Source organism: Bradyrhizobium sp. HKCCYLS20291 (assembly GCF_051167715.1).
In the GTDB taxonomy this organism is placed as follows: domain Bacteria; phylum Pseudomonadota; class Alphaproteobacteria; order Rhizobiales; family Xanthobacteraceae; genus Bradyrhizobium.
Genome location: NZ_JBNPTO010000002.1, coordinates 594,774 through 619,747 on the forward strand (window position 1 = coordinate 594,774; position 24,974 = coordinate 619,747).

At 67.0% G+C, this 24,974-nt stretch carries 23 protein-coding genes and 1 riboswitch; of the genes, 8 read left to right on the forward strand and 15 right to left on the reverse strand.

Features of this window, described 5'->3' with window-relative positions:
• Positions 1-93: 93 nt before the first annotated feature.
• Entirely contained in the window at positions 94-1,293 is a 1,200-nt protein-coding gene (locus ACQR07_RS06875; protein ID WP_434901548.1) for a FecR family protein, read from the forward strand.
• A 149-nt stretch (positions 1,294-1,442) separates the two neighbouring features.
• On the forward strand, positions 1,443-4,205 hold the full coding sequence (locus ACQR07_RS06880) for an EAL domain-containing protein (RefSeq protein WP_434901549.1): 2,763 nt from the start codon (positions 1,443-1,445) through the stop codon (positions 4,203-4,205).
• Positions 4,206-4,514: 309 nt separating this feature from the next.
• Here the strand turns inward: ACQR07_RS06880 and ACQR07_RS06885 are convergent, their stop codons facing one another.
• The 5 genes from ACQR07_RS06885 to ACQR07_RS06905 all read right to left on the reverse strand — a co-directional run bounded on the left by ACQR07_RS06885 (position 4,515) and on the right by ACQR07_RS06905 (position 8,988).
• The gene (locus ACQR07_RS06885; protein WP_434901550.1) at positions 4,515-5,441 is read right to left on the reverse strand and encodes a polyphosphate kinase 2 family protein; all 927 of its coding nucleotides are present in this window, start codon (positions 5,439-5,441) and stop codon (positions 4,515-4,517) included.
• Positions 5,438-6,154: an NUDIX hydrolase gene (locus ACQR07_RS06890; protein ID WP_434901551.1), complete on the reverse strand. Its 717-nt coding sequence runs from the start codon at positions 6,152-6,154 to the stop codon at positions 5,438-5,440. Before ACQR07_RS06890 ends, ACQR07_RS06885 begins: the two co-directional genes overlap by 4 nt.
• Positions 6,155-6,157: 3 nt before the next feature.
• Positions 6,158-7,171: an ABC transporter substrate-binding protein gene (locus ACQR07_RS06895; protein ID WP_434901552.1), complete on the reverse strand. Its 1,014-nt coding sequence runs from the start codon at positions 7,169-7,171 to the stop codon at positions 6,158-6,160.
• A 219-nt stretch (positions 7,172-7,390) separates the two neighbouring features.
• Positions 7,391-8,176, reverse strand: coding sequence for an ABC transporter permease (locus ACQR07_RS06900; RefSeq protein ID WP_434901553.1), 786 nt, complete (start codon positions 8,174-8,176; stop codon positions 7,391-7,393).
• Positions 8,176-8,988, reverse strand: coding sequence for an ABC transporter ATP-binding protein (locus ACQR07_RS06905; protein WP_434901554.1), 813 nt, complete (start codon positions 8,986-8,988; stop codon positions 8,176-8,178). Before ACQR07_RS06905 ends, ACQR07_RS06900 begins: the two co-directional genes overlap by 1 nt.
• Positions 8,989-9,105: 117 nt before the next feature.
• Between ACQR07_RS06905 and ACQR07_RS06910 the strand changes: the two genes are divergently transcribed.
• Together ACQR07_RS06910 and ACQR07_RS06915 are read left to right on the forward strand one after the other, a co-directional pair.
• Complete coding sequence (locus ACQR07_RS06910) at positions 9,106-9,891, forward strand: ATP-binding cassette domain-containing protein (RefSeq protein WP_434901555.1); 786 nt, start codon at positions 9,106-9,108, stop codon at positions 9,889-9,891.
• Complete coding sequence (locus ACQR07_RS06915) at positions 9,888-11,444, forward strand: ABC transporter permease/substrate-binding protein (RefSeq protein WP_434901556.1); 1,557 nt, start codon at positions 9,888-9,890, stop codon at positions 11,442-11,444. Before ACQR07_RS06910 ends, ACQR07_RS06915 begins: the two co-directional genes overlap by 4 nt.
• Before the next feature lie 160 nt (positions 11,445-11,604).
• On the opposite strand, the gene ACQR07_RS06920 is transcribed toward ACQR07_RS06915, so the two are convergent.
• The 3 genes from ACQR07_RS06920 to ACQR07_RS06930 all read right to left on the reverse strand — a co-directional run bounded on the left by ACQR07_RS06920 (position 11,605) and on the right by ACQR07_RS06930 (position 14,956).
• Positions 11,605-12,000: a rhodanese-like domain-containing protein gene (locus tag ACQR07_RS06920; RefSeq protein WP_434901557.1), complete on the reverse strand. Its 396-nt coding sequence runs from the start codon at positions 11,998-12,000 to the stop codon at positions 11,605-11,607.
• Positions 12,001-12,112: 112 nt separating this feature from the next.
• Positions 12,113-13,819, reverse strand: a complete 1,707-nt coding sequence (locus tag ACQR07_RS06925; RefSeq protein ID WP_434901558.1) for a sulfatase-like hydrolase/transferase — start codon at positions 13,817-13,819, stop codon at positions 12,113-12,115.
• A 201-nt stretch (positions 13,820-14,020) separates the two neighbouring features.
• Positions 14,021-14,956 carry a DUF2380 domain-containing protein gene (locus ACQR07_RS06930; protein ID WP_434901559.1) on the reverse strand — a complete coding sequence of 312 codons (936 nt, stop codon included), beginning with the start codon at positions 14,954-14,956 and terminating at the stop codon, positions 14,021-14,023.
• A gap of 184 nt (positions 14,957-15,140) precedes the next feature.
• Between ACQR07_RS06930 and ACQR07_RS06935 the strand changes: the two genes are divergently transcribed.
• Positions 15,141-16,550, forward strand: a complete 1,410-nt coding sequence (locus ACQR07_RS06935) for a HAMP domain-containing sensor histidine kinase (RefSeq protein ID WP_434901771.1) — start codon at positions 15,141-15,143, stop codon at positions 16,548-16,550.
• Complete coding sequence (locus tag ACQR07_RS06940) at positions 16,547-17,188, forward strand: response regulator (protein WP_434901560.1); 642 nt, start codon at positions 16,547-16,549, stop codon at positions 17,186-17,188. The genes ACQR07_RS06935 and ACQR07_RS06940 overlap by 4 nt, the downstream gene beginning before the upstream one ends.
• A gap of 35 nt (positions 17,189-17,223) precedes the next feature.
• Here the strand turns inward: ACQR07_RS06940 and ACQR07_RS06945 are convergent, their stop codons facing one another.
• Positions 17,224-17,514 (reverse strand): hypothetical protein, encoded by a 291-nt coding sequence (locus ACQR07_RS06945; RefSeq protein WP_434901561.1) that lies wholly within the window; start codon positions 17,512-17,514, stop codon positions 17,224-17,226.
• Between the two features lie 8 nt (positions 17,515-17,522).
• Positions 17,523-18,380 carry an SDR family oxidoreductase gene (locus tag ACQR07_RS06950; protein WP_434901562.1) on the reverse strand — a complete coding sequence of 286 codons (858 nt, stop codon included), beginning with the start codon at positions 18,378-18,380 and terminating at the stop codon, positions 17,523-17,525.
• A gap of 545 nt (positions 18,381-18,925) precedes the next feature.
• On the opposite strand from ACQR07_RS06950, the gene ACQR07_RS06955 reads away from it, so the two are divergent.
• A complete protein-coding gene (locus tag ACQR07_RS06955) occupies positions 18,926-20,038 on the forward strand; it encodes a DUF2336 domain-containing protein (RefSeq protein WP_434901563.1) in 1,113 nt (370 codons plus the stop codon).
• A 4-nt stretch (positions 20,039-20,042) separates the two neighbouring features.
• On the opposite strand, the gene ACQR07_RS06960 is transcribed toward ACQR07_RS06955, so the two are convergent.
• The 5 genes from ACQR07_RS06960 to ACQR07_RS06980 all read right to left on the reverse strand — a co-directional run bounded on the left by ACQR07_RS06960 (position 20,043) and on the right by ACQR07_RS06980 (position 22,558).
• On the reverse strand, positions 20,043-20,693 hold the full coding sequence (locus tag ACQR07_RS06960; protein WP_434901564.1) for a hypothetical protein: 651 nt from the start codon (positions 20,691-20,693) through the stop codon (positions 20,043-20,045).
• Entirely contained in the window at positions 20,690-21,265 is a 576-nt protein-coding gene (locus tag ACQR07_RS06965) for a histidine phosphatase family protein (RefSeq protein ID WP_434901565.1), read from the reverse strand. The genes ACQR07_RS06960 and ACQR07_RS06965 overlap by 4 nt, the downstream gene beginning before the upstream one ends.
• Before the next feature lie 15 nt (positions 21,266-21,280).
• The gene (locus ACQR07_RS06970; RefSeq protein ID WP_434901566.1) at positions 21,281-22,051 is read right to left on the reverse strand and encodes a CbtA family protein; all 771 of its coding nucleotides are present in this window, start codon (positions 22,049-22,051) and stop codon (positions 21,281-21,283) included.
• A gap of 85 nt (positions 22,052-22,136) precedes the next feature.
• Entirely contained in the window at positions 22,137-22,343 is a 207-nt protein-coding gene (locus tag ACQR07_RS06975) for a CbtB domain-containing protein (protein ID WP_434901567.1), read from the reverse strand.
• A gap of 23 nt (positions 22,344-22,366) precedes the next feature.
• The gene (locus ACQR07_RS06980) at positions 22,367-22,558 is read right to left on the reverse strand and encodes a hypothetical protein (protein WP_434901568.1); all 192 of its coding nucleotides are present in this window, start codon (positions 22,556-22,558) and stop codon (positions 22,367-22,369) included.
• 12 nt (positions 22,559-22,570) lie between these two features.
• A riboswitch (cobalamin riboswitch) is annotated at positions 22,571-22,788 on the forward strand.
• A 113-nt stretch (positions 22,789-22,901) separates the two neighbouring features.
• On the opposite strand from ACQR07_RS06980, the gene ACQR07_RS06985 reads away from it, so the two are divergent.
• Positions 22,902-24,968 carry a TonB-dependent receptor plug domain-containing protein gene (locus ACQR07_RS06985; protein WP_434901569.1) on the forward strand — a complete coding sequence of 689 codons (2,067 nt, stop codon included), beginning with the start codon at positions 22,902-22,904 and terminating at the stop codon, positions 24,966-24,968.
• Positions 24,969-24,974 lie beyond the last annotated feature (6 nt).

The following is a 24,974-nucleotide window of genomic DNA, read 5'->3' on the forward strand; positions in this document are numbered from 1 at the left end:
CGTAAATACGGGAGAAAAACCTAGCTACAACTCATAAGGCTCTCTTGAAACATTTTGTCTACTTTCGGGAAGTGACAACCCGCGAGTAGCCTCATGTCATCCAAGCGATTCCTGTTGTCGGCCTTGGTCGCCGCATGCTGTTTCGGAGCAACGCCCGCTGCGATCGCGGCTGATGGCGAGCCGTGGCTGGTGAGCAAATCGTCCGGTGAGGTCTGGGTATCCACCAAGGGGGCCGTGCAGGTCTCGCTGGGGCGCGAGGATGCATTGAAGCCGGGCGACACGATCCGCACCGGTCCGAACGGGCGCGTGCGGCTGACCCGCGGGGCCGAAACGATGGTGATCGCGCCGAACTCGGAGGTCGGCCTGCCGGCCGCGCCGAAGGACGGCATGGCCACGACCATCCTGCAGCGCGCCGGCTCGATCCTGCTCGACGTCGAGAAGCGCAACGTCCAGCATTTCGAGGTCGAGACGCCCTATCTCGCCGCCGTCGTCAAGGGAACCCAGTTCAGCGTCACGATCTCCGGCCGCAACACCAAGGTCGAGGTCAGCCGCGGCCAAGTGCAGGTCTCCGACTTCAAGACCGGACAGATCGCCCAGGTCATGCCGGGCCAGGCCGCAACGGCCTTCGCCGCTGGCCGGTCCGGCCTCAGCCTGTCCGGCTCCGGCACCTTCAGCCCGATCGAGCAGGGCCGTCCGCGGGCGCCGACGATCGATCGCGTTCAGGTGCCGCGCGACGGCCTGCATGCGCCGCGTGAAGCCAAGGGCAGCGTGATCCACGCGCTCAACGGCAATACGCCCGCAGCGCGAACGAACACGACTGCTCCCTTGCACCAACATTCGGCTGCCACATCGGTTGGAGCCAAGCCCAACGTCATCAGGATCTCGAGCTCGATCGGCGAGGTCAATCTGAACATCCAGAAGGCGACGCGCGGCCTGGCCCATGGTCCCCAGACGGCCACCATCGGCAGCGGGCGAAGCAATGGCGGAAGTGATGCGCGCGGCAACAGCGGCAACGCATCGGGCAATGCCGCCGCCGGCGGTTCATCTGGAGATTCGTCGGTTGCGGCCGCCGTGACTGCCGCCGTCGGGTCGCCATCGGCATCCGCCAACGCAAGCGGCAATTCCGGCGTCGCTGTCGCCGGGAACGGCAACAGCGGCAACGGCAATGGCAATGGGAACAACGGCAACGGCAACGGAAATAGCGGCAACGGAAACAGCGGCAAAGGCAACAGCGGCGACGACGAAAGCAGCGGCCACGGGCGCGGCCATGGCAATGGGCGTGGCAAGAACTGATGCGAGGCCGCGATGGCACGCGGCGCCGTTGCGATGATGCAAGCGCTGGCTGTCGGGGCGGATGATTGCCGACAGATGGGGACGAGAGGGTGAATCCGGGATCACGGACGCCAGGCGACAAGCCGGTCCGCGGACGATCGGGAGGGGGCATGCTCAGGCGGTTCATGCCGCATATTCTGGTGGTGGTGGCGCTGCTGACCGTCGGCCTGTCGGGCAGCTACGAGCTGCTCGGCCATGCGCTGATCGATCTGCGCTTCCGTCTCGATGGACGTCCGGCCAGCGGCGAGATCGCGGTCGTGACCATCGACCCGCGTTCGATCGAGGCGATCGGCGCTTGGCCCTGGCACCGCACGACTCACGCGAGGCTGCTGGATCAGCTGCAGCGCGCCGGTGTGCATGACGTCGCCTTCGACGTCGATTTCAGCGCGCCGTCCGTTCCTGCTGCGGACCAGGCGTTCGCGAATGCGCTGCAGAGTGCCAACGGCTCGGTCGTGCTGCCAGCCTTCAAGCAGCTCAGCGTCGCCGGCAAAGAGACAGTCATTCATGTCAACCGGCCGCTGCGGGAATTCGAACAGCTGGCGTGGTCGGCCTTGGTCAACATCGAGGTGGCGCGCGACGGCCGTGTCAGGAGCTACGCCTTCGGCGAATATTGCGACGCTGGCAGCGGCAAGACATTCCTGCAATCCATGGGAGCGTTTCTTGCCGGTAGCGATGCCGTCAAGGACAGTTCGTTCCTGATCGACTACGGCATCGATCCGTCATCGCTGCCGAAAGTCTCCTATGTCGACGTGCTCCGCGGCGACGAGACGGCGCTGGCGCAGCTCAGGAACAAGCGGGTGATCGTCGGGGCGACCGCGATCGAGCTCGGTGACTATTACAGCGTGCCGAATGGCCGCGTGCTGCCCGGCGTCGTGCTGCAGACGCTGGCGGCCGAATCGATCATCCAACATCGCACCCTGGTCACGACATCGACCGCGGCCACTGTGGCGGGCCTGTTGCTGATCGTGGTGCTGATGCTGGCGAGCTGGCCGCATCTGTCCGCGGCGCGGCGTGCCCTGTTGATCGCCATGATCAGCATCGGCGTCGAGGTCGCCGCACTGGTGCTTCACGATCGCTTCGCGCTGGTGCTCGACACCTCGCTGCTGCAAATCGCGCTCGTCGCCTACCTCATCGCAACGGCCCTCGACGAGATCGATTTCCGCGGCCTGCTGCGCAATGTCGCCGAGAGCCGCTTCGAGCGGATCGCGATGTCGATCGGTGATGGGCTGGTGTGCACCGACCAGGACAAGCGCATCACCGTCTGGAATCCAGGCGCCGTGGCGATTTTCGGTTATGGCGAGGATGAGATCATCGGCCGGCCATTCGCCTCGCTGCTCGATGACGGCGCCGATGCCGACGCGCTGTTTCCGCAATCCGAGGCGGCGCTACCGGCGACCCTGCTGCCAGGCGGCGCCACGATGGAGTTCGACGGCCGCCGCAAGGATGGCGAGGTGTTTCCGGCGGAGGCGAGCTTTTCGGCGTGGCAGGGCCCGGACGGCCTGCAATATGGCGTGATCGTGCGCGACATCTCGCTGCGCAAGCGCGAAGCCGAGCGGATCCGTTATCTGGCCGAGCACGACACGCTCACCACACTGATCAACCGCCACACGCTGCAGAGCGAGCTCGCGTCCATGATCGCGCGCGCCGACGCCGCATCCGACCGCGTCGTGCTGCTGGTGATCGGCCTTGACGCGTTTCAGCACATCAACGACATGCTCGGCCACGCCTATGGCGACAGCGTGCTGCGCGCGGCGGCCGACCGGCTTCGGGCGGAGATCGGCAGCGAAGGCCGCGTGGCCCGGCTCAGCGGCGACGAGTTTGCGGTTGCCATTCCCTGCTCCGCCATCGGCGGCACGGTGAGCGAACTCGCCGAGCACATCTCGGGCCTGTTCGACGCTCCGCTGGAGACCGGCGCGCGCCGCCAGCGCGTCAGGATCAGCCTCGGTGTCGCGGTGCATCCAGACGCCGGCCAGACCGCCGACGAACTGCTCAGCAACGCTCACCTCGCTTTGTGTCGCACCAAGACGGACCGGCGCGGCAGCCATCTGGTCTTCGAGCCCACGATCCGGCAGGAGCTCGAGCAGCGACTGACCCTGGAGGAGGAGCTTGCGCTCGCCGTCGAGCGGCAGGAGTTCGAGCTGTTCTACCAGCCGCAGGTCGAATTGCTGAGTGGCCAGGTGATCGGCGCCGAGGCGCTGATCCGCTGGCGCCACCCGACGCGCGGCCTCGTGCCGCCGAATGATTTCATTCCGGTCGTCAACAGCTCGCCGCTGTCGGAAGCGGTCGCCACCTGGGTCATGACGACGGCCTGCCGGCAAGCGCGGGATTGGCAGCTCGCCGGCCACGAAATCCGCGTCGGCGTGAACCTCGCGCCATCCCAGGTCCAGTCGGGCGACCTCGCGGCGTTCGTCGCCAAGCTTCTCGACGCAACCGGACTGACGCCTGGTCTGCTCGAGCTCGAAGTCACCGAGGACATCCTGCTGCATGACGAGGCCCGCGTGCTGCAGACCTTCAACCGGCTGCAGGCGCTCGGCGTCAGCCTGGTGTTCGACGATTTCGGCACCGGTTATGCGAGCCTCAGCTACCTCAAGAAGTTCCCGCTCGACGGTCTCAAGATCGATCGCTCCTTCGTCTTCGACGTGCTGACCCAGTCCGACGACGCCGCCATCGTCGGTTCGACGGTGAGCCTCAGCAAGCAGCTCGGCCTGTCCGTCATCGCCGAGGGCATCGAGAACCAGGCCACCGCCGAGTTCCTGCTCCGCCTCGGCTGCGAGCACGGCCAGGGCTATCACTTCGGCAAGCCGATGCCGGCAGCGGAGTTCGCGCAGCGGTTCCTGCGTGTGGATGAGACACGGCAGGCCGGCGCGGCGTGAGGTGACACCGCAATTCGTGTGAGCCGCAGCTCTCACCTCTTATGCGGTGTCGTCCCGGGCAAGTCCGGCGACGCGCAAGCGGCGGCGGGCGCTGCCGTGACGGTCGTGGCTGGGCGGGATGGAGCGGCCATCGTGCCCCGAACATCTCCCTGGGGTTATGGGTCCCGGATCTGCGCGTGCGTGCCGCACGCTTGTCCAGGACGACAGCGGAGGTTGACGCGCGGGCTTGCTATGCAAGCGGTGCAGTCACGGCGACGTCCAGCCGCGCGACGCGCGATGCCGTTGTAGGCTGCATCGCTCTCGACAGTCCTACTCCTGCCCCTTCTTCTCGCCCTTGCCTTCGTTCTCCAGCGCCTTGCGGACGGACTTGAACTCCTCGCGCGCGTCGGGATCGACGCGGGGGAAATGCAGGTCGAGGTTTTCCAGCGCCGCGACGATGGTCGAGCCGATGACGACGCGGGCAAACCATTTGTGATCGGCGGGTACGACGCACCAGGGCGCGTAGGGCGTCGACGTGTGGCGCACGATATCCTGGTAGACCGCCTGGTAGCGGTGCCATTTGGCGCGCTCGGTGACGTCGCCCATCGAGAACTTCCAGTTCTTCGCCGGCTGCTCGAGCCGGTCGAGGAAGCGCTCGCGCTGCTCCTCCTTGGAGATGTTGAGGAAGAACTTCAGGATCACGGTGCCGTTGCGCGTGAGGTAGCGCTCGAAGGCGGCGATGTCCTCGAAGCGCTCGCGCCAGATATTCTTGGTGACGAGCCTTGGCGGCAGCTTTTCGGCCTTGAGGATCTCCGGATGCACCCGCGTGACCAGGCATTCCTCGTAGTAGGAGCGGTTGAAGATGCCGATGCGGCCGCGCTCGGGCAGCGCGATATTGCTGCGCCAAAGGAAGTCGTGGTCGAGTTCCTTCGAGGTCGGCTGCTTGAACGAGGTCACCTCGCAGCCCTGCGGATTGACGCCCTCGAAGATGCTCTTGATGGCGCTGTCCTTGCCCGAGGCATCCATGCCCTGCAGCAGCACCAGCACCGACCAGCGGTCCTGGGCGTAGAGCTTTTCCTGGAAGTCGGCGAGCCGCTTGCGGTTCTGCTCGATGATCGCTTCGCCCTGCTCTTTGTCGAGGCCGCCCTTCACCTTGGTCTTGTGCGACTTGAGATGAAATTTGTGGCCGCCATCGATCCGGAACGGCGAGATGAACGGATCGAGCTCGCTGGCGAGCGTGCGCGCTTTCTTGCTCATGCGGATGGACCTGCCTCGCTGAACTGGGTCTCGAGAAACGCGGTGACGAACCGCGGCATCGCCGCGGTCAAGTCGCCTCGACTTCGAACCAGCCGGATGCCCGTGAGTTCCGGCTCGTTCTGCGCGGCGAGATTGGCCTCGATGCGGCGCTGCAGAACATCACCGCTCTCGGCCGCATCGAGCACGCGCATCAGCGCAATCGAGGCGCCGGTGACGACACAGTCCCAATGCGCCGCGGCCTGATAGTCGGCCGGCGTGAGCCCGGTCTCCTCCTCGACCTCGCGCGCGACGTTGGCAGCGAGATCGAGCATGCCATTTCTGACATCATCGAGGTCCGGCGTGCCGGCCGGGAAATACAGCCGGCCGGCATTGGCGGTGTGCGCCCCCATCTCGCCGAGCACGAAGGCGCCGTCGGCGGAGCGCAGCGCGCCCATGCCGAAGCCGTTGAAGGCGGTGCGGTCGGGAAAGCCCCAGTCGCGCCACGCCAGCAGGCTGGCGAAATCGGTCTCGAAGTAGCGCGCCGCGAACCGGTCGCCGTCGAAGCGGGCATCGCGTCCGAGCAGGATGCGGCCGTTCCACAGGCCGGGCTTCTCGCGCTGGTGCTCGGCGAAATGCGCCGCGATGTCGTCGCGGCGCTCTCGCGCGAACGGCCAGTCCCACGGCTCGACCTTGAGGTCGAGCGTGGTGACGCGGTGGATGACGACGTCGGCCATCCGCTATTTCGTGGCCTTGGCCTGCTCGACGAACTTGTTGGTGAAGGTCTTGCTGACGTCGACATTGGCCTTGGCGACGTCGGGCGAACCGGTCGAGAACACGGCGAGCACGGCATCCGCGCCCTTCGGATCCATCTTGCCGGTCTGCGAGTACATCGGAATGGTGTTCTTCAGCGCCGCGAGATAGAGCGCCTTGTCCTTGCCGACGAGTTCCTCCGGCATCTTGGCCATGATCTCCTCCGGCGTATGCGCGTGGATCCAGCCGAGCGTGGCGACGATGGCGTTGGTCAGTGCCTGCGTCTCCTTGTCGTGGCCGGCGATCCAGGCCGCGGTGGAGTACAGCGCGCCGCCGGGGTATTCGCCGCCGAACACCTCCAGCGTGTCGTGCTGGGTGCGCGTGTCAGCAAGGATCTTCAGGTCCTGATGCGTCCCCTGCAACACGGTCACCGAGGGATCGAGCATCACGGCGGCGTCGATCTGGCCCTGCTCCATCGCCGCGACCGCGGTCGCGCCGAGGCCAACGCCGATCACGGCGGTGCCGGCGGGATCGAGGCCGTTCTTCTTCAGCATGTATTTCAGGAAGAAGTCGGTCGATGAGCCCGGCGCGCTGACGCCGACCTTCTTGCCGGCGAGATCCTTGACCGAGCTGATCTCCTTGTTGTGCGACGGCGCAACCACCAGCACCAGGCCGGGATAGCGGTCGTAGACGACGAAGGACTGCATCTCCTGCTTCTTGGCGGCGAGATTGACGCAATGATCGAAATAGCCGGAGACGACGTCGGCGCTGCCGCCGAGCACGGCCTTCAGCGCATCCGAGCCGCCCTTGAGATCGACCAGCTCGACATCGAGCCCGGCCTTGTCATATTCGCCGAGCTGCTTGGCGAGCACCGTCGGCAGGTAGCACAGACATGCGCCGCCGCCGACCGCGATCGTGATCTTGGTCGCCGCACTCGCCAGCCCCGTGCTCAGCGTCAACGCCAGCAGCGCGCCGGTGACCCGGCCGATGATCTTGTTCATGTGTTTCCTCCGTTCGTTCCGATCAGATTAGGCGTCAGCGATTTGATTGAGAAGGCCGCCCCAAACTCCGCTGTCGTCCCTGCGAACGCAGGGACCCATACCGCGTGATGTCGCGGTTAGATAAGATTGGTCGTCCCGCCTGCCCCAAACCACTCCCTGGGGTTATGGGTCCCCGCGTTCGCGGGGACGACAGCGGTGGGTTGCGCGACACCGCGGCCATCATCGCCCATCCGCCGCATCGGGGCGCCACACCAGCAGCCGGCGTTCCACCAGGGTGACGCAGATGTCGATCAGGATGACGAAGGCCGACAACACGAACATGCCGGCGAATACGCCGGCGACGTCGAAGATGCCCTCGGCCTGCTGAATGAGATAGCCGAGCCCGGCCGCCGAGCCGAGATATTCGCCGACGACGGCGCCAACCACGGCGAAGCCGACGGAGGTGTGCAGCGAGGAGAACATCCACGACAGCGCCGACGGCCAATAGACGTGGCGCATCAGCTGCCGCTCGCTCATCCCCAGCATGCGCGCATTGTCCCGCACCACCGTCGAGACCTCTTTCACGCCCTGATAAACGTTGAAGAACACGATGAAGAACACCAGCGTGACGCCGAGCGCGACCTTCGACCAGATGCCCAGCCCCAGCCACAGCGTGAAGATCGGCGCCAGCACCACGCGCGGCAGCGCATTGGCCATCTTGACGTAGGGATCGAACACCGCGGCGACCAGCGGCTTGCGCGCGAACCAGAAGCCGACCAGCACGCCGCCGAGCGAGCCGATCGAAAACGCCAGGACCGATTCCCACAGCGTGATCACGAGATGCTTCCAGATCGACCCGGTCGCGAACCACTTGACGACCTGCGCCGATACGTCGACCGGATTGGAGAAGAAGAACTCCGGCAGCCAGATGCGCCCGAACACCGGGACCTTGGCCAGAAACTGCCACAGCGCGAGCGCGACGATCGCGACCAGCAGCTGCAGCGCGAGCAGACCGAGACGCGACATCACACCGCCTCCGCCTGCTTGTAGGTCTTCTCGACCTCGGCCTTCAGAGTCTGCCAGATCTCGCGATGCAGCTCGTGGAACTCGTGCTTCATGCGCACTTCGAAGATGTCGCGCGGACGCGGCAGGCTCACGCGCCAGTCGCCGATGATGCGCGAGGCGGGGCCGGCCGACATGATGACGACGCGGTCGGCGAGCGCGATCGCCTCCTCCAGATCGTGGGTGACGAACAGCACCGCCTTGCGGTCGGCACTCCAGAGATCGAGCAAGAGATTGCCCATGATCTGCCGGGTCTGCGCGTCGAGCGGGCCGAACGGCTCGTCCATCAGGATGATGCGGGGATTGCGGATCAAGACCTGGGCGAGGCCGACGCGCTTGCGCTGGCCGCCCGACAGCATGTGCGGATAGCGGTTGCCGAACGCGCCAAGGCCGACCGAGGTCAGCCATTGCTGCGCCTTTGCCGCTGCGTCGCGTGGGGGCGTGCCGGCGACCTCGAGCCCGATGGCGACGTTCTCCAGCGCCGTCTTCCACGGGAACAGCGCGTCGGCCTGGAACAGGTAGCCCGCCTCGCGATTGAGGCCCGCGAGCGGCTGGCCGAAGATGCGGACGCTTCCTGCGGCCGGCTTCAAGAGCCCGGCCGCGACGTTGAGCAGGGTCGACTTGCCGCAGCCGGTGGGCCCGACGATGGCGACGAACTCGCCGTCGGCGACGCTCAGATCGGCCGTCTCCACGGCGGTATAGGTGCGTCCGCCGGCGAGACGGAATGCGACCGTCGTCCCGTCGAGCGAGACCGCGGCGGCCGTGGGCTGCGTCACGTCCAAGTTCCTCCCCCGAAAATCGCCCGGACGGCTTAGCCGCTTGCGCGCTGAAGTTCAACGCGCCGCCCGGACGTGCTAGGTCTGCAGCCGAGGCCCCCCGCCCCGAAAGGCCGCATGCCGCGCACGCCCCTCATCACCTATGATCATGTCCGCAAGACTTTCCCCGGTCCGGTGGTCGCGGTGGACGACGTTTCGCTCGCGATTGCCGAGGGCGAGTTCCTGGCGATCGTGGGCGGCTCGGGCTCGGGCAAGACCACGCTGCTGCGGCTGACCAACCGCCTGATCGCGCTGGACGGCGGCACGATCCGGATCGGCGGCGAGGACATCGGCACCGTCGAGCCGGTCGCCCTGCGCCGCCGCATCGGCGCCGTGTTCCAGAGCGGCGCGCTGTTTCCACACATGACGGTTGCCGCCAACATCGGCATCACCCCCAAGCTGCTGGGCTCGCCACCGAGCGAGATCGCGGCGCGCGTCGACGAGTTGCTCGACCTCGTGCAGCTCGACCGCAAGGCCCATCGCGACCGCCTCCCCGGCGAACTCTCCGGCGGCCAGCGCCAGCGCGTCGGCGTCGCCCGCGCGCTCGCGGCGCATCCCCGCATCGTGCTGATGGACGAGCCGTTCGGCGCACTCGATCCGCTGACGCGCGATGCGCTGGGCAGTGACTACCGCGCATTGCACGACAAGCTCGGGCTGACCACGCTGATGATCACGCACGACATCACCGAGGCGCTGCTGCTCGCCGACCGCATCGCGGTGATGCGATCGGGACGCCTGGTCGAGGTCGGCACGCCGGCCGCGCTCGCAGCCAGCAATGAGGCCTATGTCGCGGAGCTGATGACGACGCCGCGCCGCCAGGCCGCACGTCTGGCGGCGCTGCTGCCCGGGAGCGGCGCCGCATGAGCCTGCTGTCCGATCCGCGCTTTGCCGAAGCGCTGTCGCATCTCGCCGATTATCTCGGCAGCCATCTGCGCGTCAGCATCACCGCGCTCGCGCTCGGCCTCGCGGTCAGCTTCCCGCTGGCGCTCGCTGCGCGCAACAAACCATCGCTGCGCAATGTGCTGCTCGGCCTGGCCAGCGTGGTGCAGACCGTACCGGGACTGGCGCTGCTGGCGCTGTTCTATCCGCTGCTGCTGGCGCTGGCGGCGGTGACACTGCGCTGGTTCGGCGTGTCGTTTTCGGCGTTCGGCTTCCTGCCCGCGGTGCTGGCGCTGGCGCTGTATTCGATGCTGCCGGTGCTGCGCAACACCATCACCGGATTGAACGGCGTCGATGCCGGCCTGATCGAGGCCGCCAAGGGCGTCGGCATGACCGAGCGCCAGGCGCTGACCATGGTCGAGCTGCCGCTGGCGCTGCCGGTGATCATGGCCGGCATCCGCACTGCGGCGGTCTGGGTGATAGGCACCGCGACGTTGTCGACGCCAATCGGCCAGACCTCGCTCGGCAACTACATCTTCGCCGGACTGCAGACCCAGAACTGGGTGCTGGTCGTGTTCGGCTGCGTCGCCGCCGCGGTGCTGGCGCTCGCGGTCGATCAGTTGCTGGCGCTGATCGAGCACGGCCTGCGCAGGCGCAGCCGCGCCCGCGTGGGGCTCGGCACCGCGACCATCGCGCTGATGGTGGCGGCGAGCCTGCTGCCCTCGCTGCCCGGTGGCGCCGCGCGCTACGTGATCGGCGCAAAGACCTTCACCGAGCAATATGTGCTGTCGGCGCTGATCGGCGAGCGGCTGCAGGCGGCGGGCCTTTCGGCGACGTCGCGCGCCGGGCTCGGCTCCAGCGTGATCTACGAGGCGCTGAAGAACGGCGACATCGACGCCTATGTCGAATATTCGGGCACCTTGTGGGCCAACCAGTTTCATCACAAGGAGCAGCTGCCGCCCAAGGCGCTGGTGGCGGCGCTGAAACAGGACCTCGCCAAGGACAAGGTGACGCTGCTCGGCGAACTCGGCTTCGAGAACGCCTATGCGCTGGTGATGCCGCGCAAGAAGGCCGAGGCGCTCGGCGTCCGCTCGATCGAGGATCTCGCGCGACACACGTCGCAGATGTCGATCGCCGGCGACTACGAATTCTTCTCGCGTCCGGAATGGGCCGCGCTGCGCGACGCCTATGGGCTTGCGTTCCGCGCCCAGCGCCAGATGCAGCCCGACTTCATGTATGCCGCGGTGGCCTCCGGCGAGGTCGACGTCATCGCCGGCTACACCAGCGACGGACTGATCGCGAAATACGATCTCGTCGTGCTCGACGATCCCAAGCACGCGATCCCGCCCTATGACGCGATCCTGCTGCTGTCGCCGAAACGCGCCGATGACCGCGCGTTGCAGGATGCGCTAAGGCCCCTGCTCGGCCGCATCGACATCGCGACCATGCAGCAGGCCAATCTGCGCGCATCCGGCAGCGATGCCGAGTCCTCGCCACAGGCGGTGGCGCGCTGGCTGTGGAGCAAGATCGCGAAGTAGGCCCGCCTGTCTCAGCTCGTCATTGCGAGCGCAGCGAAGCAATCCAGGGCTGTGGAAACTACGCTGGATTGCTTCGCTGCGCTCGCAATGACGGCGGTGGATTGCGCAACCACCGCCCGCACCAAACAGACGACCACGCCCGCCAATCAGCTGAGCGAAATCACATCCCCGGCTCGATCGGCTTCTCGACCGCACCGCCGCTCTCGGCCCAGTCCTTGAACGCGCCGACGTTGAAAACCTTGTCGTAGCCGAGATCCTTGAGCGTCTTGCCGGACAGCGCCGAGCGGCCGCCGGAGGCGCAATACAGGATGATGCTCTTGTCCTTCGCAAAGTTCTTGTCGTGATAGGGCGAGTCCGGATCGGCACGGAATTCGAGCATGCCGCGCGAGACGTGGTGAGCGCCCTCGATCTTGCCGCTCTTCTCGACCTCCGGCGCGTCGCGCACGTCGAGCACCAGCGTGTTGCCCTTGGCGATCATCGCCTGCGCCTCGGCGGGCGTGATCTTCGGCACCACGGCGTTGGCGGCGGCCATCAGTTCCTTGACCGATGTGGACATGTCGAACCTCCCAATTGCACGAAGCGCACGGCGTAGCGCAGCGCCGGGCGCGCGGCAATGCTCCGATCGGACGGTGAACGGTCGCATTGCCGTGAGGTCGGCGGCGCGCCGCCTATAATCCCCGGATCAGGTCGGCATCGATCAGCATGCGGTTGAAGCGGCGCGCCTCGGCGCCGTCGCCGCAGGCGTAGAACACGCCCTTGCAGCGCAGCATGATGTCCTTCTGCTCGGCGAAGGACGGATCGAGCGGAATGCCGGCTGCTTCCAGCGTGACCAGCGGCAGATAGGCGGCGTCGATCTTGTCCATCACGGCGTCGCTCCGGCGCGGTTCGAAATTGACGGCGTCGATCGCGAAATAGGTCTGATAGTAGCGCGGATCGTAGTTTTCGAGCTTCTGACCGATACCGGCCTCGTCCAGCTTGGGATCGAGGATGTGCGGCGAGAACTCCGGCTGATGGTCGCCGTAGCGCACGACCAGGAATGGCTGGTCGCCGAAGCGCTTCTTGAGGTTCGCCAGGAAGCGCTGATAGTCCGACGCGCTCATGGCCTGCCGGCGCAGATATTCGTCGATCGTCGGCATGTTGCCGGGCGCGCGCCAGGACGGCATCAAATCCGGCCGGAACGTCGTCTCCCAGGGGAAATGATTGGCGGCGAGGTAGACGAACATGAACAGCGGCTTGCCCGGCTTGCGCTGCTGCATCAGGTCGAGCGCCGCGTCGTAGAAGAAGCCGTCGGGCTCGACGCCCTTGGCGTGGAGATCGCGCGCGTCGAGGAAGCGGTCGACGCCCACCGTGGTCTGGAAGCTGCGCGCGCTCATGAAGGCGCCATGCGCCGGATACAGCGATACCGTGTCGTAGCCGCATTGGCGCAACGCCAGCGGCAGGCCGCGCTCGACGCGGCCCGAGGCGATGCGCGTGACGAAATAGGCGAAGCGGCCGAACGAGCGCGACGACAACCCGGCGAGCACGTTGTATTCGGTGAACCAGCTCGGCCCGCCATTGCTCTCGGCCATGAACTGGCGCGCCTTGCCATCGAACGACTTGAAGTGGCTGCCATAGCCGGCGGGCACCTTGATGCCGGGCGCTGAGCGGATGTCGAAGCTGGATTCGTCGTGGACCAGCACGATGTTCGGCCGCTGCCCGGCCGGATGGCAGGAATCCGGAACGAAGGCCGCCAGCTTGCGGTCCGCCGTGGCATCGGATTCCATGAAGCCGTTGGCGAGGAAATCCGATACCGCGGTCACGCCGGAGCGGGCGAATTTCGACAGATAGCCGTCGTCGTAATAGCCGCGCCAGGCTTCGTCGCGCCAGTTCAAGGAATAGAGCGTCAGCGCCGCGAGGCAGGCGAGCTTGCCCGCCAGCGCCGGCAGCCGCGCCACGCGATACGGGTCGGCCCACCACAACAGGCCCATCAGCGGCAGCACGACAGCGGCCGCCACCAGCACCGACAGCTTCAGGTTCGGAAAGATCGTGAACAGGAACGCCGCGCTGTCGTGATCGATCAGCATGACGTCGACGAAGTTCGCGGTCATCTGGACCACGGCGTGCTTCAGCTGCGACAGCAGCACCAGCACGACCACCATGGTCAGCGCCAGCGCGCCGGACACCGCCGGCCGCCGCAGCAGCACCAGCCAGAAGCCGTTCAGGATGCCCCAGGCCAGCACGAAGCCGAGCCGCGAGCCGAAATCGGTCTCGGTGTGCAGCATCAGCGCCAGCGCGGCGACGTGCGGCGCGGTGACGGCTGACATCCGGATAATGGCAGCACGGGTTGCGCTTGCCGCGCTGAGCGTGGAGATCGGTTCGTTCGGGGAGAGCGACATGCGGCGGCGATGCTCGGACACGACGGTCCATCGCCGGCGCATGCCGGCAGATCGAGGACGTCCCATCCTGTCATGTGACCGTAATGAAATCGTCACAAATGACAACAGTCCGGATTTGCACGGAGCCGCTTTCGCCATTCGGCGTTGCAGCGGAGACAACGCGGCGATCGCTCTTGCCGCCACGCCGCTCCCTGACCCCGATCAGCGCTCGGCGCCGCCGCTCTCGAGCAGCCGCTCGCGCACCAGGCGTACCGCACCGCGGCTCCAGGACTCGTTGGCGCCGAGCCGTAGCCCGCTGTCGCCTGCGGCGATCAGCGCACCCGTGTCTGCCTGACGGACGCGAAAGCCGATGATGTATTCGGTGCGGCCGATCCGCCGCACGATCCCGAACAGCGATTGCTGGGCGCCGAGTGCGCGGGCAGCACGGGCTTCGCAATCCTCGCAGGTGCGCATCGGCTGCTCCGGCGAGCGTTCGCCGACGTTGTCGACGAGCCGGTAGCGGGCCGACTGCTGCAGCAATTGCCGCACTGCGTCGGTCGCCGCCTGCAGGCTCTTGCGATCCGTCTCGGTCTCGCCGAGGGCCGCGCCGGCGCTGGTATCGTCGAGCTCGAACGGCAGCAGCACCAGCCGGATCGGCTCCGGCGCCAGCGCGTCGCGGACCTGACGCGACACGAACAGCTCGGCACGCTCCCACGCCTCGTCGCTGTCGCCGCGGAAGGTGAAGACCTTGTCGAACAGCACCCGGTGCGACGCGACGTCGATCGCCGCGGCCCGGGCCCACTGCACCAATGTCGAGAGCTTCTGGACCCCGCCGGTGATCACGATCCCGGCCCCCGCCGCGGCCGCCATGCGCAAGCGGTCGTCCGGAGACGCATCGCCCGGGCAAGCCGGCGCGCAGGACGGACTGACCAGGCGCAAGCGCGCGTCAGCGGCGACATCGCGCTTAAGCGCGGTGACGAAGGTCTGCAGCCGGCGCTGATGCGCGGCCGTCTGGTCGGCCGGCTCGCCCGACGTGTCGAGATAGCTGAATTCGTCGACCATCACGGCCGGAGCCTGATCTGACGCCGCGACGGAGCCCGCGCCGCAGAGAGCAGCGAGCGCGAAAACGAGGCAATGGACGAGACGGCGGTTTGACATCGGAACTCCCCCGGCATGGTGTTGCACAGTCCGAGCCTAGGCGCGCTGCGCCGAGGCTGAACCGGCGGCCCTCCCGGCGGAAGACGGGAAAATTTCACGACGTCCGGTCATCCAGGCCACAGCGCTTCCGGAGCCGGCGGTTCTGCCCTTAAATGCCGGCTGGGCGGCCAAGGACGCGCAGATGATGTGGACCCGCTACGACCTCAAATATCGCCTGACCTTGCGCATCGCATTGGTGTCAGCGTTCTGCTTCGCGGCGATCTGCGCCTATGTGCTGTTCGACATCGATCGCGCGGCACAGGCGCGCAACGCTGCGGTCGCCGAGATCGCCGCGCGGACGCTGCAGCTGCAGCAGAACAAGATGCACTGGGTCAACAATCCCCCGGCGTCGTTTCCCGACCTCGAAGCGATCGCCGCGGCCGCGATGGCGCCCGGCCTCTGCATCGCCTATCGCGATCTCAGGGGCGACATCGTGCAGCGCATCTGCGGCGGCTCCGATGCCCAGACGGACCAGCCGCCGCGCACCTTCGCCTGGCTCTACGAGCGACTGTTCGCGCCCGGCCGCGAGACCACGCGGCCGGTGCTGTTTCGCGACAACAGGACCGGCGATGCCGTGGTCGGGATCGATGCCGGGGTCATGACGGCGAACGCCTGGCGCGAATTGAGCCGGCTGCTGCCGGTGCTCGGGACCGCTTTTGTCCTGCTGTGCGTGCTGGCCCATGCGGCGCTGGCCCGCGCGCTTCGACCGACGCGGCTGATCCGCGCCGGGCTCGAGCGCATTGCCGCGAACGATCTATCTGCGCGGCTGCCGCCGTTCGATCTGGCCGAGCTCTCGGCGATCGGCGATGCCTTCAACCAGCTTGCCGAAGGATTGGAGACGGCGCTGGCGCAGCGCAATGAACTGACCCGGCGCCTCATCGCCCTGCAGGATGACGAGCGGCGCCATCTGGCGCGCGAGCTGCACGACGAGTTCGGCCAGTCGCTGGCGGCGATCCGCGCGCTCGCGGCCTCGATCCGTCACACCGCCGCGCAGGATTGCCCGGCGCTGACCGGCGAATGCGACAGCATCGCCCGCACCGCAACCGACATGATGGACACGCTGCGCGGCGCCTTGGTGCGGCTGCGGCCGCCCGATGTCGAGGAGCTCGGTTTGGCCGCGAGCCTCGAAGGCCTTGTTGCCGGCTGGAATCGGCGGCAGCAAGGATCAACCCGGTTCGAGATCGCGCTGTCGGGGCGGATCGACCATGTCCCCGACATGATCGCCACCAACCTCTACCGCATCGCCCAGGAAGCACTGACCAACGCCGCCAGGCACGCCGCCGCGACCCGCGTACGGCTGCAGCTGGCGGTGCAGCCCGAGCCAGGTGATGGCGGCGAGGTCATCGCGCTCATCGTCGACGACGACGGTCCCGTGCGCGAGGCGGTCGGCAAATCCGGCATGGGACTGCTCGGCATGCGCGAGCGCGTCGCCTCCCTGGCCGGCCAGATGAGCTTTGCGAGCGGAGCCGACGGCGGCGCGCAGCTCCGCGTCGTCATCCCCGTGCCGGCCGCATCCGGCCCGCCGACGCCGGCTGCGCTCGGGCGCGCCGCATGAGCACGCACGGCGGCACCATCCTGCTGGTCGACGATCATGCCGTGGTTCGCGAGGGCTATCGCTCGATGCTGCAGAAGCAGCCGGGGCTGCGGGTGGTCGCCGAGGCTGCCGATGGGGCCGAGGCCTACCGGCTGTTCAAGGAGGTTAGGCCCGACCTCGTCATCATGGATCTGACCATGCCGGGCGTCGGCGGCATCGAGGGCATCCGCCGCATCCGGCAGTGGGACCGCGACGCGCGCATCCTGGTCTTCACCATGCATGAGAATGCCGGCTTCGCGGTGCAGGCGATCCGGGCCGGCGCGCGCGGCTACGTCACCAAGAGCAGCCCGCCGGAGACGCTCGTGCGCGCCGTGATGGACGTGCTTGCCGGTGGGCTATCGATCAGCCCGGACATCGATCACGAGCTGGCGCTCAGTCGCCTGTCGGGAGAGACCGTCGCGAGCGACGTCCTCACCGCGCGCGAGTTCGAAGTGATGCAGATGCTGCTCGCCGAGCGCACCACCGATGAGATCGCGGCCGCCCTCCACCTCAGCCCCAAGACGATCGCCAATCTGCACTCGCTGATCAAGGACAAGCTCGGCGTCGCCACCGACATCGAGCTGGTGCGGCTGGCGTTGCGCCAGGGATTGTTGACCTGAGGATTGTCGACCTGAGCCTGTCGACCTCAGGGCCTTCAGGCGCCGTGCGAGACGGCGGGCCCCGCACGCGTCGCCTCCCCCGCCTCATCATCGGCAATCAGGTGAAACAGCCGCCCCAGCCGGCGCTGCACGCTCATGACGGCGCGGTCGACGTCGCTGATCAGGCTGTCGCCGAGGATGACGTGCGGGATCTCCCAGTTGCGGCCGCTGCGGACGTCGAGCGCATGAATGGCGGGCACGCGCGCGCTCTCGCATCCGGGCTGGGCCTGGATCGCCTGTTCGACCAGGCAGACGAGCTCCGCCTGGGTCTTGCCCGTCGTTGCCATGCCGGCCGTCAGGCCTTGCCCGCCGGCGTCAAGCCGAGCCGCTTCGCGATGATCCGGTCGACCGTCCGCTTCGGCAGTATCCGCACGATCCATTGCTGCAGGGCATCCGGCGCGATCTCGTAGCGCACCTTGGGCGTCGCCGCCGTCAGGGCCTCCGCCACCTTTTCGGCGATGGTCTCGGCCGGCAAACCGGTCTTGCCGAGATGCAGCATGAAGCTGCGCACCTTCTGCAGCGCCGGGAAGAACGGCGAGCGCTGGTACGGCGACAGGTCGACCTCCTCCGCCTTGCCCCAGATCGGCGTCTTCACCGCTCCCGGCGCAATGATGACGACATCGATGCCGAACAGCATCATTTCGCGGCGCAGGCTCTCCGACAGCCCTTCGACCGCGTGCTTCGAGGTCGAATACGGCGCCAACAGCGGATTGCCGTTGCGGCCCGCGACCGAACTGATCATCACGATCCGGCCGGGCCCGCCGCGCATCGCAGGATCGGCCCCGAGCAGCGGCGCGAAGGCCTGGGTCGCGATGACAGGGCCGATGACGTTGACCTCCAGTTGGTGGCGGAACTGCTCGATCGGCAGCTCCGTCACCGGACCGGCGACGGCGATGCCGGCATTGTTGACGAGACCGGCGAGCGCCTCGCCGTCGAGAGCCGCGCGCACCTGTTGCGCCGCGGCCTTCACCGCCGCCTCGTCGGTGACGTCGAACAGCAGCGGCGTAAAATTGGCGCCGAGCTCGGCGCGCAGGCGGTCCGCATCGGCCTGTTTGCGAACGCTCCCGAACACCCGGAAGCCGCGTGCGAGGAGAAGCTTGGAACAGGCGAAACCAATGCCGGTGGACGCACCAGTGACGACGACGGATTTCATGGCGACCTCAATGATTTGCGGAGCGATTATCGCACGGGATGCGGCCTCATGCTGAGGCTGATTTTCACGCGCCGGCGCCGGTCGCGCCCATCGCGTTCCGGCCCGCATCGCAAGGAAAATTTCGCTCAGCCATCGCCATCGTCGCAGGACGGCGCGTTGCGGCAAGAATGTGGTTTAGCATTCGATGCTTGAGACGATCACAGCCGAGGTGAGCTGGCGGAAGCGGAGCGTGAAGATGAAGAAAAGCTTCTGACCTTATGAGATCGTTAACTTTTCCTTTATCGTCCGGATCGCCTTGCAGGTCCTCGGATCGGGCCGCCACCGCGGTTCGCCGAAGCCGGGTGCTCTCACGCAGGCGGCACCCTGCTTGGCCTAGCAGCTTCGGCTTAATTTTTCGTATCCGTGTTTCTCCGGAGTTCTACGCCACGGCCGCTAACACATTGTTAGCGCCCGTGCCGGACGCTGGAGCAACCGACAGCTGCAAAAGTGAAGCCGGAACGCGTCGCTGCCGCGTCGGTCATTCCCGAGGCGAGACGAGCGTCAACGTGCATCAGTCAGAACAGCTTCCGCAGCCGGACCGTTCAATCATCTCCGAGCTCGAGGACGCCGTTCGCAGCGGCTCGTCCGAAAAGCGCGTCCATACGCTCCGCCAGGTCACGAACCTGTTCCTGCACGACGGCGAGCGTCTCAGTGAAGAGCAGATCAAGGTTTTCGACGACGTGCTGTGCATGCTCGTCTCGCGCGTGGAAACCCGCGCGCGCAGCGAGCTCAGCAAGCATCTGGCGCCGGTCGACCATGCGCCGGTCGAGGTCATCCAGCGGCTGGCGCGGGACGAGGAGATTTCCGTCGCCGAAAGCGTGCTGATGCATTCGACGCGGCTGTCCGAGCACACCCTGGTCGAGGTCGCCGCGACCAAGGGCCAGGACCACCTGATGGCGATCTCCAGCCGCCCGCATCTGACCGAGGCGATCACCGACATCATCGTCGACCGCGGCGAGCGCCGGGTGATCCGCAAGCTCGCCAACAACCAGACCGCACGCTTCTCCGAGACCGGCTATACTGGGATGGTTGCCCATGCCGAGGACGACGACGAATTGACCGAGATCATCGGCCTGCGCGTCGACCTGCCCAACCGGCATTTGCGCGATCTGTTGCGCCGGGCGACCGATGCGGTCCGCGCCAAGATGATGGCCTCCGCGCCGCCGGTGCTGCAGCAGGAGATCAAGAAAGTCATCAAGTCCATCGCAGACGTCGCCCGCACCGACGGCGGTCTCGTCGGACGCGACTTCACACTGGCCGAAGAGGCCGTGAAGCGGATGAAGGGCCTCAACGAGCTCAACGACCCCGCGATCTCATTCTTCGCCGAGACCCGCCGGTTCAGCGAGGTCGCGGCCGCGCTCGGGCTGCTCAACAACCTCCCGACCGAGATGATGGCCAAGGTGCTGGAAGGCCCGCGCACCGACATCGTGCTGATCCCCTGCCGCGCCGCCGGGCTGCCCTGGTCGGTCGTGGCGAAGATCCTGACCCACCGCCCGATCAAGCACGGCATCGACAGCGACACGCTCAAGCTCGCCGAGCGCGACTACGCGCGGCTGTCCCACGACACCGCCCAGCGCACCCTGCGGTTCTGGATGGTGCACAACAGGGTGGAGAAGTGAGCAGCTAGGCCGCCCCCGACGGCGTCCGTCGGTCGGCCGCCGGCAGGACGCGGGACAGCAGCCAAGCCGCCGAAGCTGCGACCAGCAACAGCAGAACACAGGTCAAAATGGTCGGAGCGTGAGACGGCAGCAGCTGCCAGTCCGGCCCCACGACCACGCCGCTATCGAATGTCTCGCTGCTGTTCGAACACAGCGCGGCGAAGGCCGGATCTGCGGCGATCTCGGCAGCGATGCGAGCCTCCAGCGCTCGTGCCGCGGACTGGGTGCCGGGCATCGTCGCCAGATGCGCAAGCAGGGCACGCGTGGCGGCCAGATCGGCATGGGCGCATTCGTTGAACGGGCTCGCCTCGTCGGTCAGGCTGCCGGGAACGAGGCCCCACAGGCAGGCGAAATGCTGCAGGCTGACGAAGCCCGTCAACCGGCGCAAGGTCGGGTCGGTTCGGGCCTGACGCGCGGCGAGCTCGACGATCTCCGAACGATGACGGGCGACCACCAGCATCTCGCCATGACCGATCGCCGGAATGGCGAGACCAATCGTCGTGCCGTCCGGCGACCGCGGGTGATGCGCGCCGGCCGGCATCGCCGTGAGGAGCGAGGCCAGCACCATGATGACGGCCAGCGATCGGCCGGCGACCGCACTCCACCCCGCCGTCATCGCTCGTCCTTCAGCGGCACCAGCGCCGCCAGCGTCCAGCGCCCGCCGACGGCCGAAAGCCTGGCGCGCGTCAGCGGCGCAACGTCGATGCGCCGGAACGCCGCCGGGCCTGCGCCGATCGCCTGCGCGATCGCCGCGCGCATGACCGTCGCATGCGTGATGGCGAGAACCGAGCTGTCGACCGCGAGCAGGCTCTCCATCCAACCGGCGACGCGGGTCGTCACATCCGTGAAAGATTCCCCGCCATGCGGGGCCGCGTGCGGATCGCGCAGCCATGCGGCGACGCCCTCCGGCGTCTCCGCCTGGACTTCGGCGAGCGATCGTCCTGCCCAGCGGCCGAAGTCGCAGTCGCGCAGCGCAGGCTCCGTCTGCGCGTCGAGGGCGAGCGCTTCGGCGGTGTCGGCGGCACTGCGGGCCGGGCTGCGCTGCGCGGCGTCATGGGACGGCAGCCGGCCGACCAAGCGCACGATGCTGTCTCGCCCGCGCGCATCCAGCGGCTCGTCGGCAGGAAATGCCATCGCCGCCGTGGCTGGCGTGGCCGCCGCACAGATGAGATGCAGGCGCGCCTTCATCGCCGGTGCGGCCGTTCAAGCGCGGGCGCCATGCGGCGCCATCAGACGCTCGGCCATCACGCCGAACAGCAATCCGAGCGTGGCCCACATGATCGCCTGGCCGCCAAGCGAGGCGATGCGGAATTGCCAGAGCACGGCGGCGGGAAACGCCTCGGGCACCTCGTTCACATCCGGCAGCGCGAGGCCAACGCCGGTCATCACCGCGATATAGACGACCGCAGCGACCAGGGCCGCGTTCCAGGCGCCGAGCCGCGGCAGCAGGCGGCTGCGCAGCATGCCGGCCGCGACCATCGCAGCCAGCGAGATCAGGATCATCGCAAAATACAGGCTGGTGCGCATCCCGATGGTCTCGGCGAGGCCGACCGACGGCGGGTTGGCCGGATATTTCAGCATCGGCGTCAGATAGACGGCGACGAAACCCAGCATCGCCAGCACGGCCGAGCTGGCCCGCGGACCGAGATCTGCCATGCGCCGGAAGGCGAGCGCAAAGGCCAGCGCGAACAGGCCACCAAACGCCGTGCTGTAGACGACGACGCCGCTCAGCAGTCCGATTCCAGCCTGGACCGCGCGGCTGACCAGTTCGGGCTCGGCCGGGACAGCCGGCACCGGCTGCCCCTTGGCCACCGCCTCCTCGGCGCTGGTCTTGGCTTTGGCCTCATCGATCATGGTCTCGAACGCGATCGCATGCTCGACCGACGATTCGCCGGCCAGCTTGAGAAAGCCGAAGGAGAGAATTGCGGCGACGAGGCCAGCCAGCATGCCGCGCAGGAGCAATCGCCCCGTCATCGATCGTCTCTCGAACTATCAGGAAGCGCCGGTGTCACGGTCGAGGCCGGCGATAGGCGAGCTCCGCCGTCCCGGAGCCGCCCGTTCAGTGGCAGGGGAACCCGAGGAGATGGCGTCCGTCATGGACGAATTCGTGGACATAGGCGCTGTTGAAGATCGCAGCCGCGCCCTCTTCGACGCCGACGAAATAGATGCCGAGCACGAGCATCAGGCCACCGAAGATCGCCCACGGCAGAATCTCGCGGACGGGAATGGCGGGCAGAGAGACCGGAAGAGACGTCGCTGTTGCCACGGTGAGGCTCCTTGAATTGCATCTTAGATTGCGGCGCGGGTCGCCGAGGCGGCGCCGGACCGGCGCGCCAGGGCAACATTGATCACGACCGACACTATAAGCGCGGCCACCGGGGGTCGGAAGTCGAAAATGATCCTCAGCGCCTCCGGGGACGCGGCGAAACCGTCACGGCCTGCGTCAGCTGTCGAGAAGCCGGACAGGCCGATTGACATCATCGAGGATGGGCTCCTAACCTGATTTCCGACGGTGCCCCTTGACCGGGGCTCAAAAGGGAATGCGGTGCCGGACACGTCTCGCAAGGGACATGATCGAAGGCCGCAGCTGCCCCCGCAACTGTAAGCGGCGAATCTCGCGCCAAATGCCACTGGGAAATCTCGGTCCCGGGAAGGCGGCGTGGAGGTGACGACCCGCGAGCCAGGAGACCTGCCGTCAGCCGTGGTCACACGCGAAGGTGCCGGTCGGGGCGTCTATTGGCATCGTTTCTACGTCGGATCGCATTGTCCGGTGTGGAACCTCGTTCGCGGTGACGTGCCACTGACGTCATGCCGAGGTTCCCTCGTGTTCTCCTTCCTGTCTGTCGCCCGGCGCGAACGCGCCGGCCTGTTGTCGTCGACCGTCCTGTTCATCATCACCACGCTCGGCACGGTTCCGGCCGCCGCCCAGCAATCCGCCTCTCCCAGCCTGTTGCCGCCGGTCGAGGTCGACGCGCCGCGGCCGCTGGCAACGCCAAAGCCTGCCGCGCAACGCGGGGCGCAGCTGCCGCGCGCACGCTCATCGCAGCCGGCAGCCGCGCCAAACGCCGCCGCCAACGCCCAGCTGGTGGTCAGCCCGACCGGCATCGTGACGCCGGCCGCCAACGTGGCCAACGCGATCACGGTCGTCACGGAGAAGGACATCGCCACGCAGCAGTTCCGCAGCGTACCGGACATCCTCGCGGCCATTCCCGGACTGAACGTCGGGCAGGCCGGCGGCCCCGGCGGCCAGACCAACGTCTTCATGCGCGGCACCAATGCCAACCACACCAAGCTGATCATCGACGGCATCGATGTCGGCGACGTCACCAATGGCAATGGCGCGTTCGATTTCGCGCATCTCCTGGCCGCGGACATCCAGCAACTCGAGGTGCTCCGCGGGCCGCAGAGCGGCCTTTATGGCTCGGATGCGATCGGCGGCGTGATCTCGGTGATCACCCGCAAGGGCGACGGCCCGGCGCGGGCGACCGCCTCGCTCGAGAGCGGCGCGTTCAAGACGTTCAACCAGAGCGCCGGACTGAGCGGCTCCCAGGACAATGTCAACTACGCGGTCAATGTCGCCCATCTGCATGCCGGCGACGTGCCGGTGACGCCGTGGCAATTGCTGCCGGCGGGACAGAAGGCGATCGGCAACGCCTACGACAACCTCACCGCCTCGACCAAGCTCGGCGTCGACCTCAACGAGGCCTGGACGCTGAATTCGGTGATCCGCTACACCGACGCAACCCTGCTGTTCACCGGCGACAGCGGCTTTCCCAGCACTCCCGACACGACTCAGAGCAACCACACCATCCACCAGCTTGCGATGCGCGAGGAAGCCGTCTGGTCTCTGCTCGGCGGCCGCATCAAGAACTACTTCGGCGTCAACTATGTGAACGACTGGTCGTCCGACCTGACGGCCGGCAATCCGGTGGCAGCGGTCGCGACCGGCGAGCGCTTCAAATATGACTGGCATGCCGTCACCGAGCTGGCGCCGCACAACAACCTGATCGTCGGCCTGGAGCAGCAGACCGAGCGGCTGAAAACAGCCGATCTATCCGCCGAGAACGGCAACAACGCCGGCTTCATCGAGCTGCAGACCGAGTTCGCAAGACGGGTATTCCTGGTCGCGAGCCTGCGCAACGACGTCAACGACCAGTTCGGCAGCCATGGCACCTACCGGATCGCGCCGGCGGTGATCCTGCCGGTCACCGAGACCAAGCTGAAGGCAAGCTACGGCACCGGCTTCAAGGCGCCGACCTTGAGCCAGCTCTACCAGGATTTTCCGGTCTTCAACTTCTTCGCCAACCCGAACCTCAAGCCGGAGGAGAGCACCGGCTACGATGCAGGGTTCGAGCAGCCGCTGTTCGACGACCGCTTCCGCTTCGGCACGACCTACTTCCACAACAGCATCACCAACCTGATCAACTTCAACGACACGTTCACCTCCTACGCCAATGTCGGGCTCGCCACCACCGAGGGCACCGAGAGCTTCGTGGCGGCGAAGCTGACGGACCGGCTGTCGCTGCGTGCCGACTACACGTTTACACGCGCGGTCGATGCGGCGACGGGTCTGCAGCTGCTGCGACGGCCGAAGGAAAAGTGGAGCGCGACGGCGGTGTGGACGCCGCTGGACGCGTTGACCTTGTCAGCCACGGTGCTGCGCATCAGCGACTGGCTCGACGTCAGCCGCGACGGCATGACCACCGGCCTCGTCGCGCCCGGCACCACGGTGGTGAACCTGCGCGCCGACTACGCGGTCTCCGACCAGGTCAAACTGTTCGGCCGCATCGATAACCTGTTCAACCGCCACTATCAGAACCCGACTGGCTTCCTGGCCCCAGGCCTCGGCGTGTTCGGCGGCATCCGCGTGGCGAGTTTTGGGGTGCAGTAGCACGTC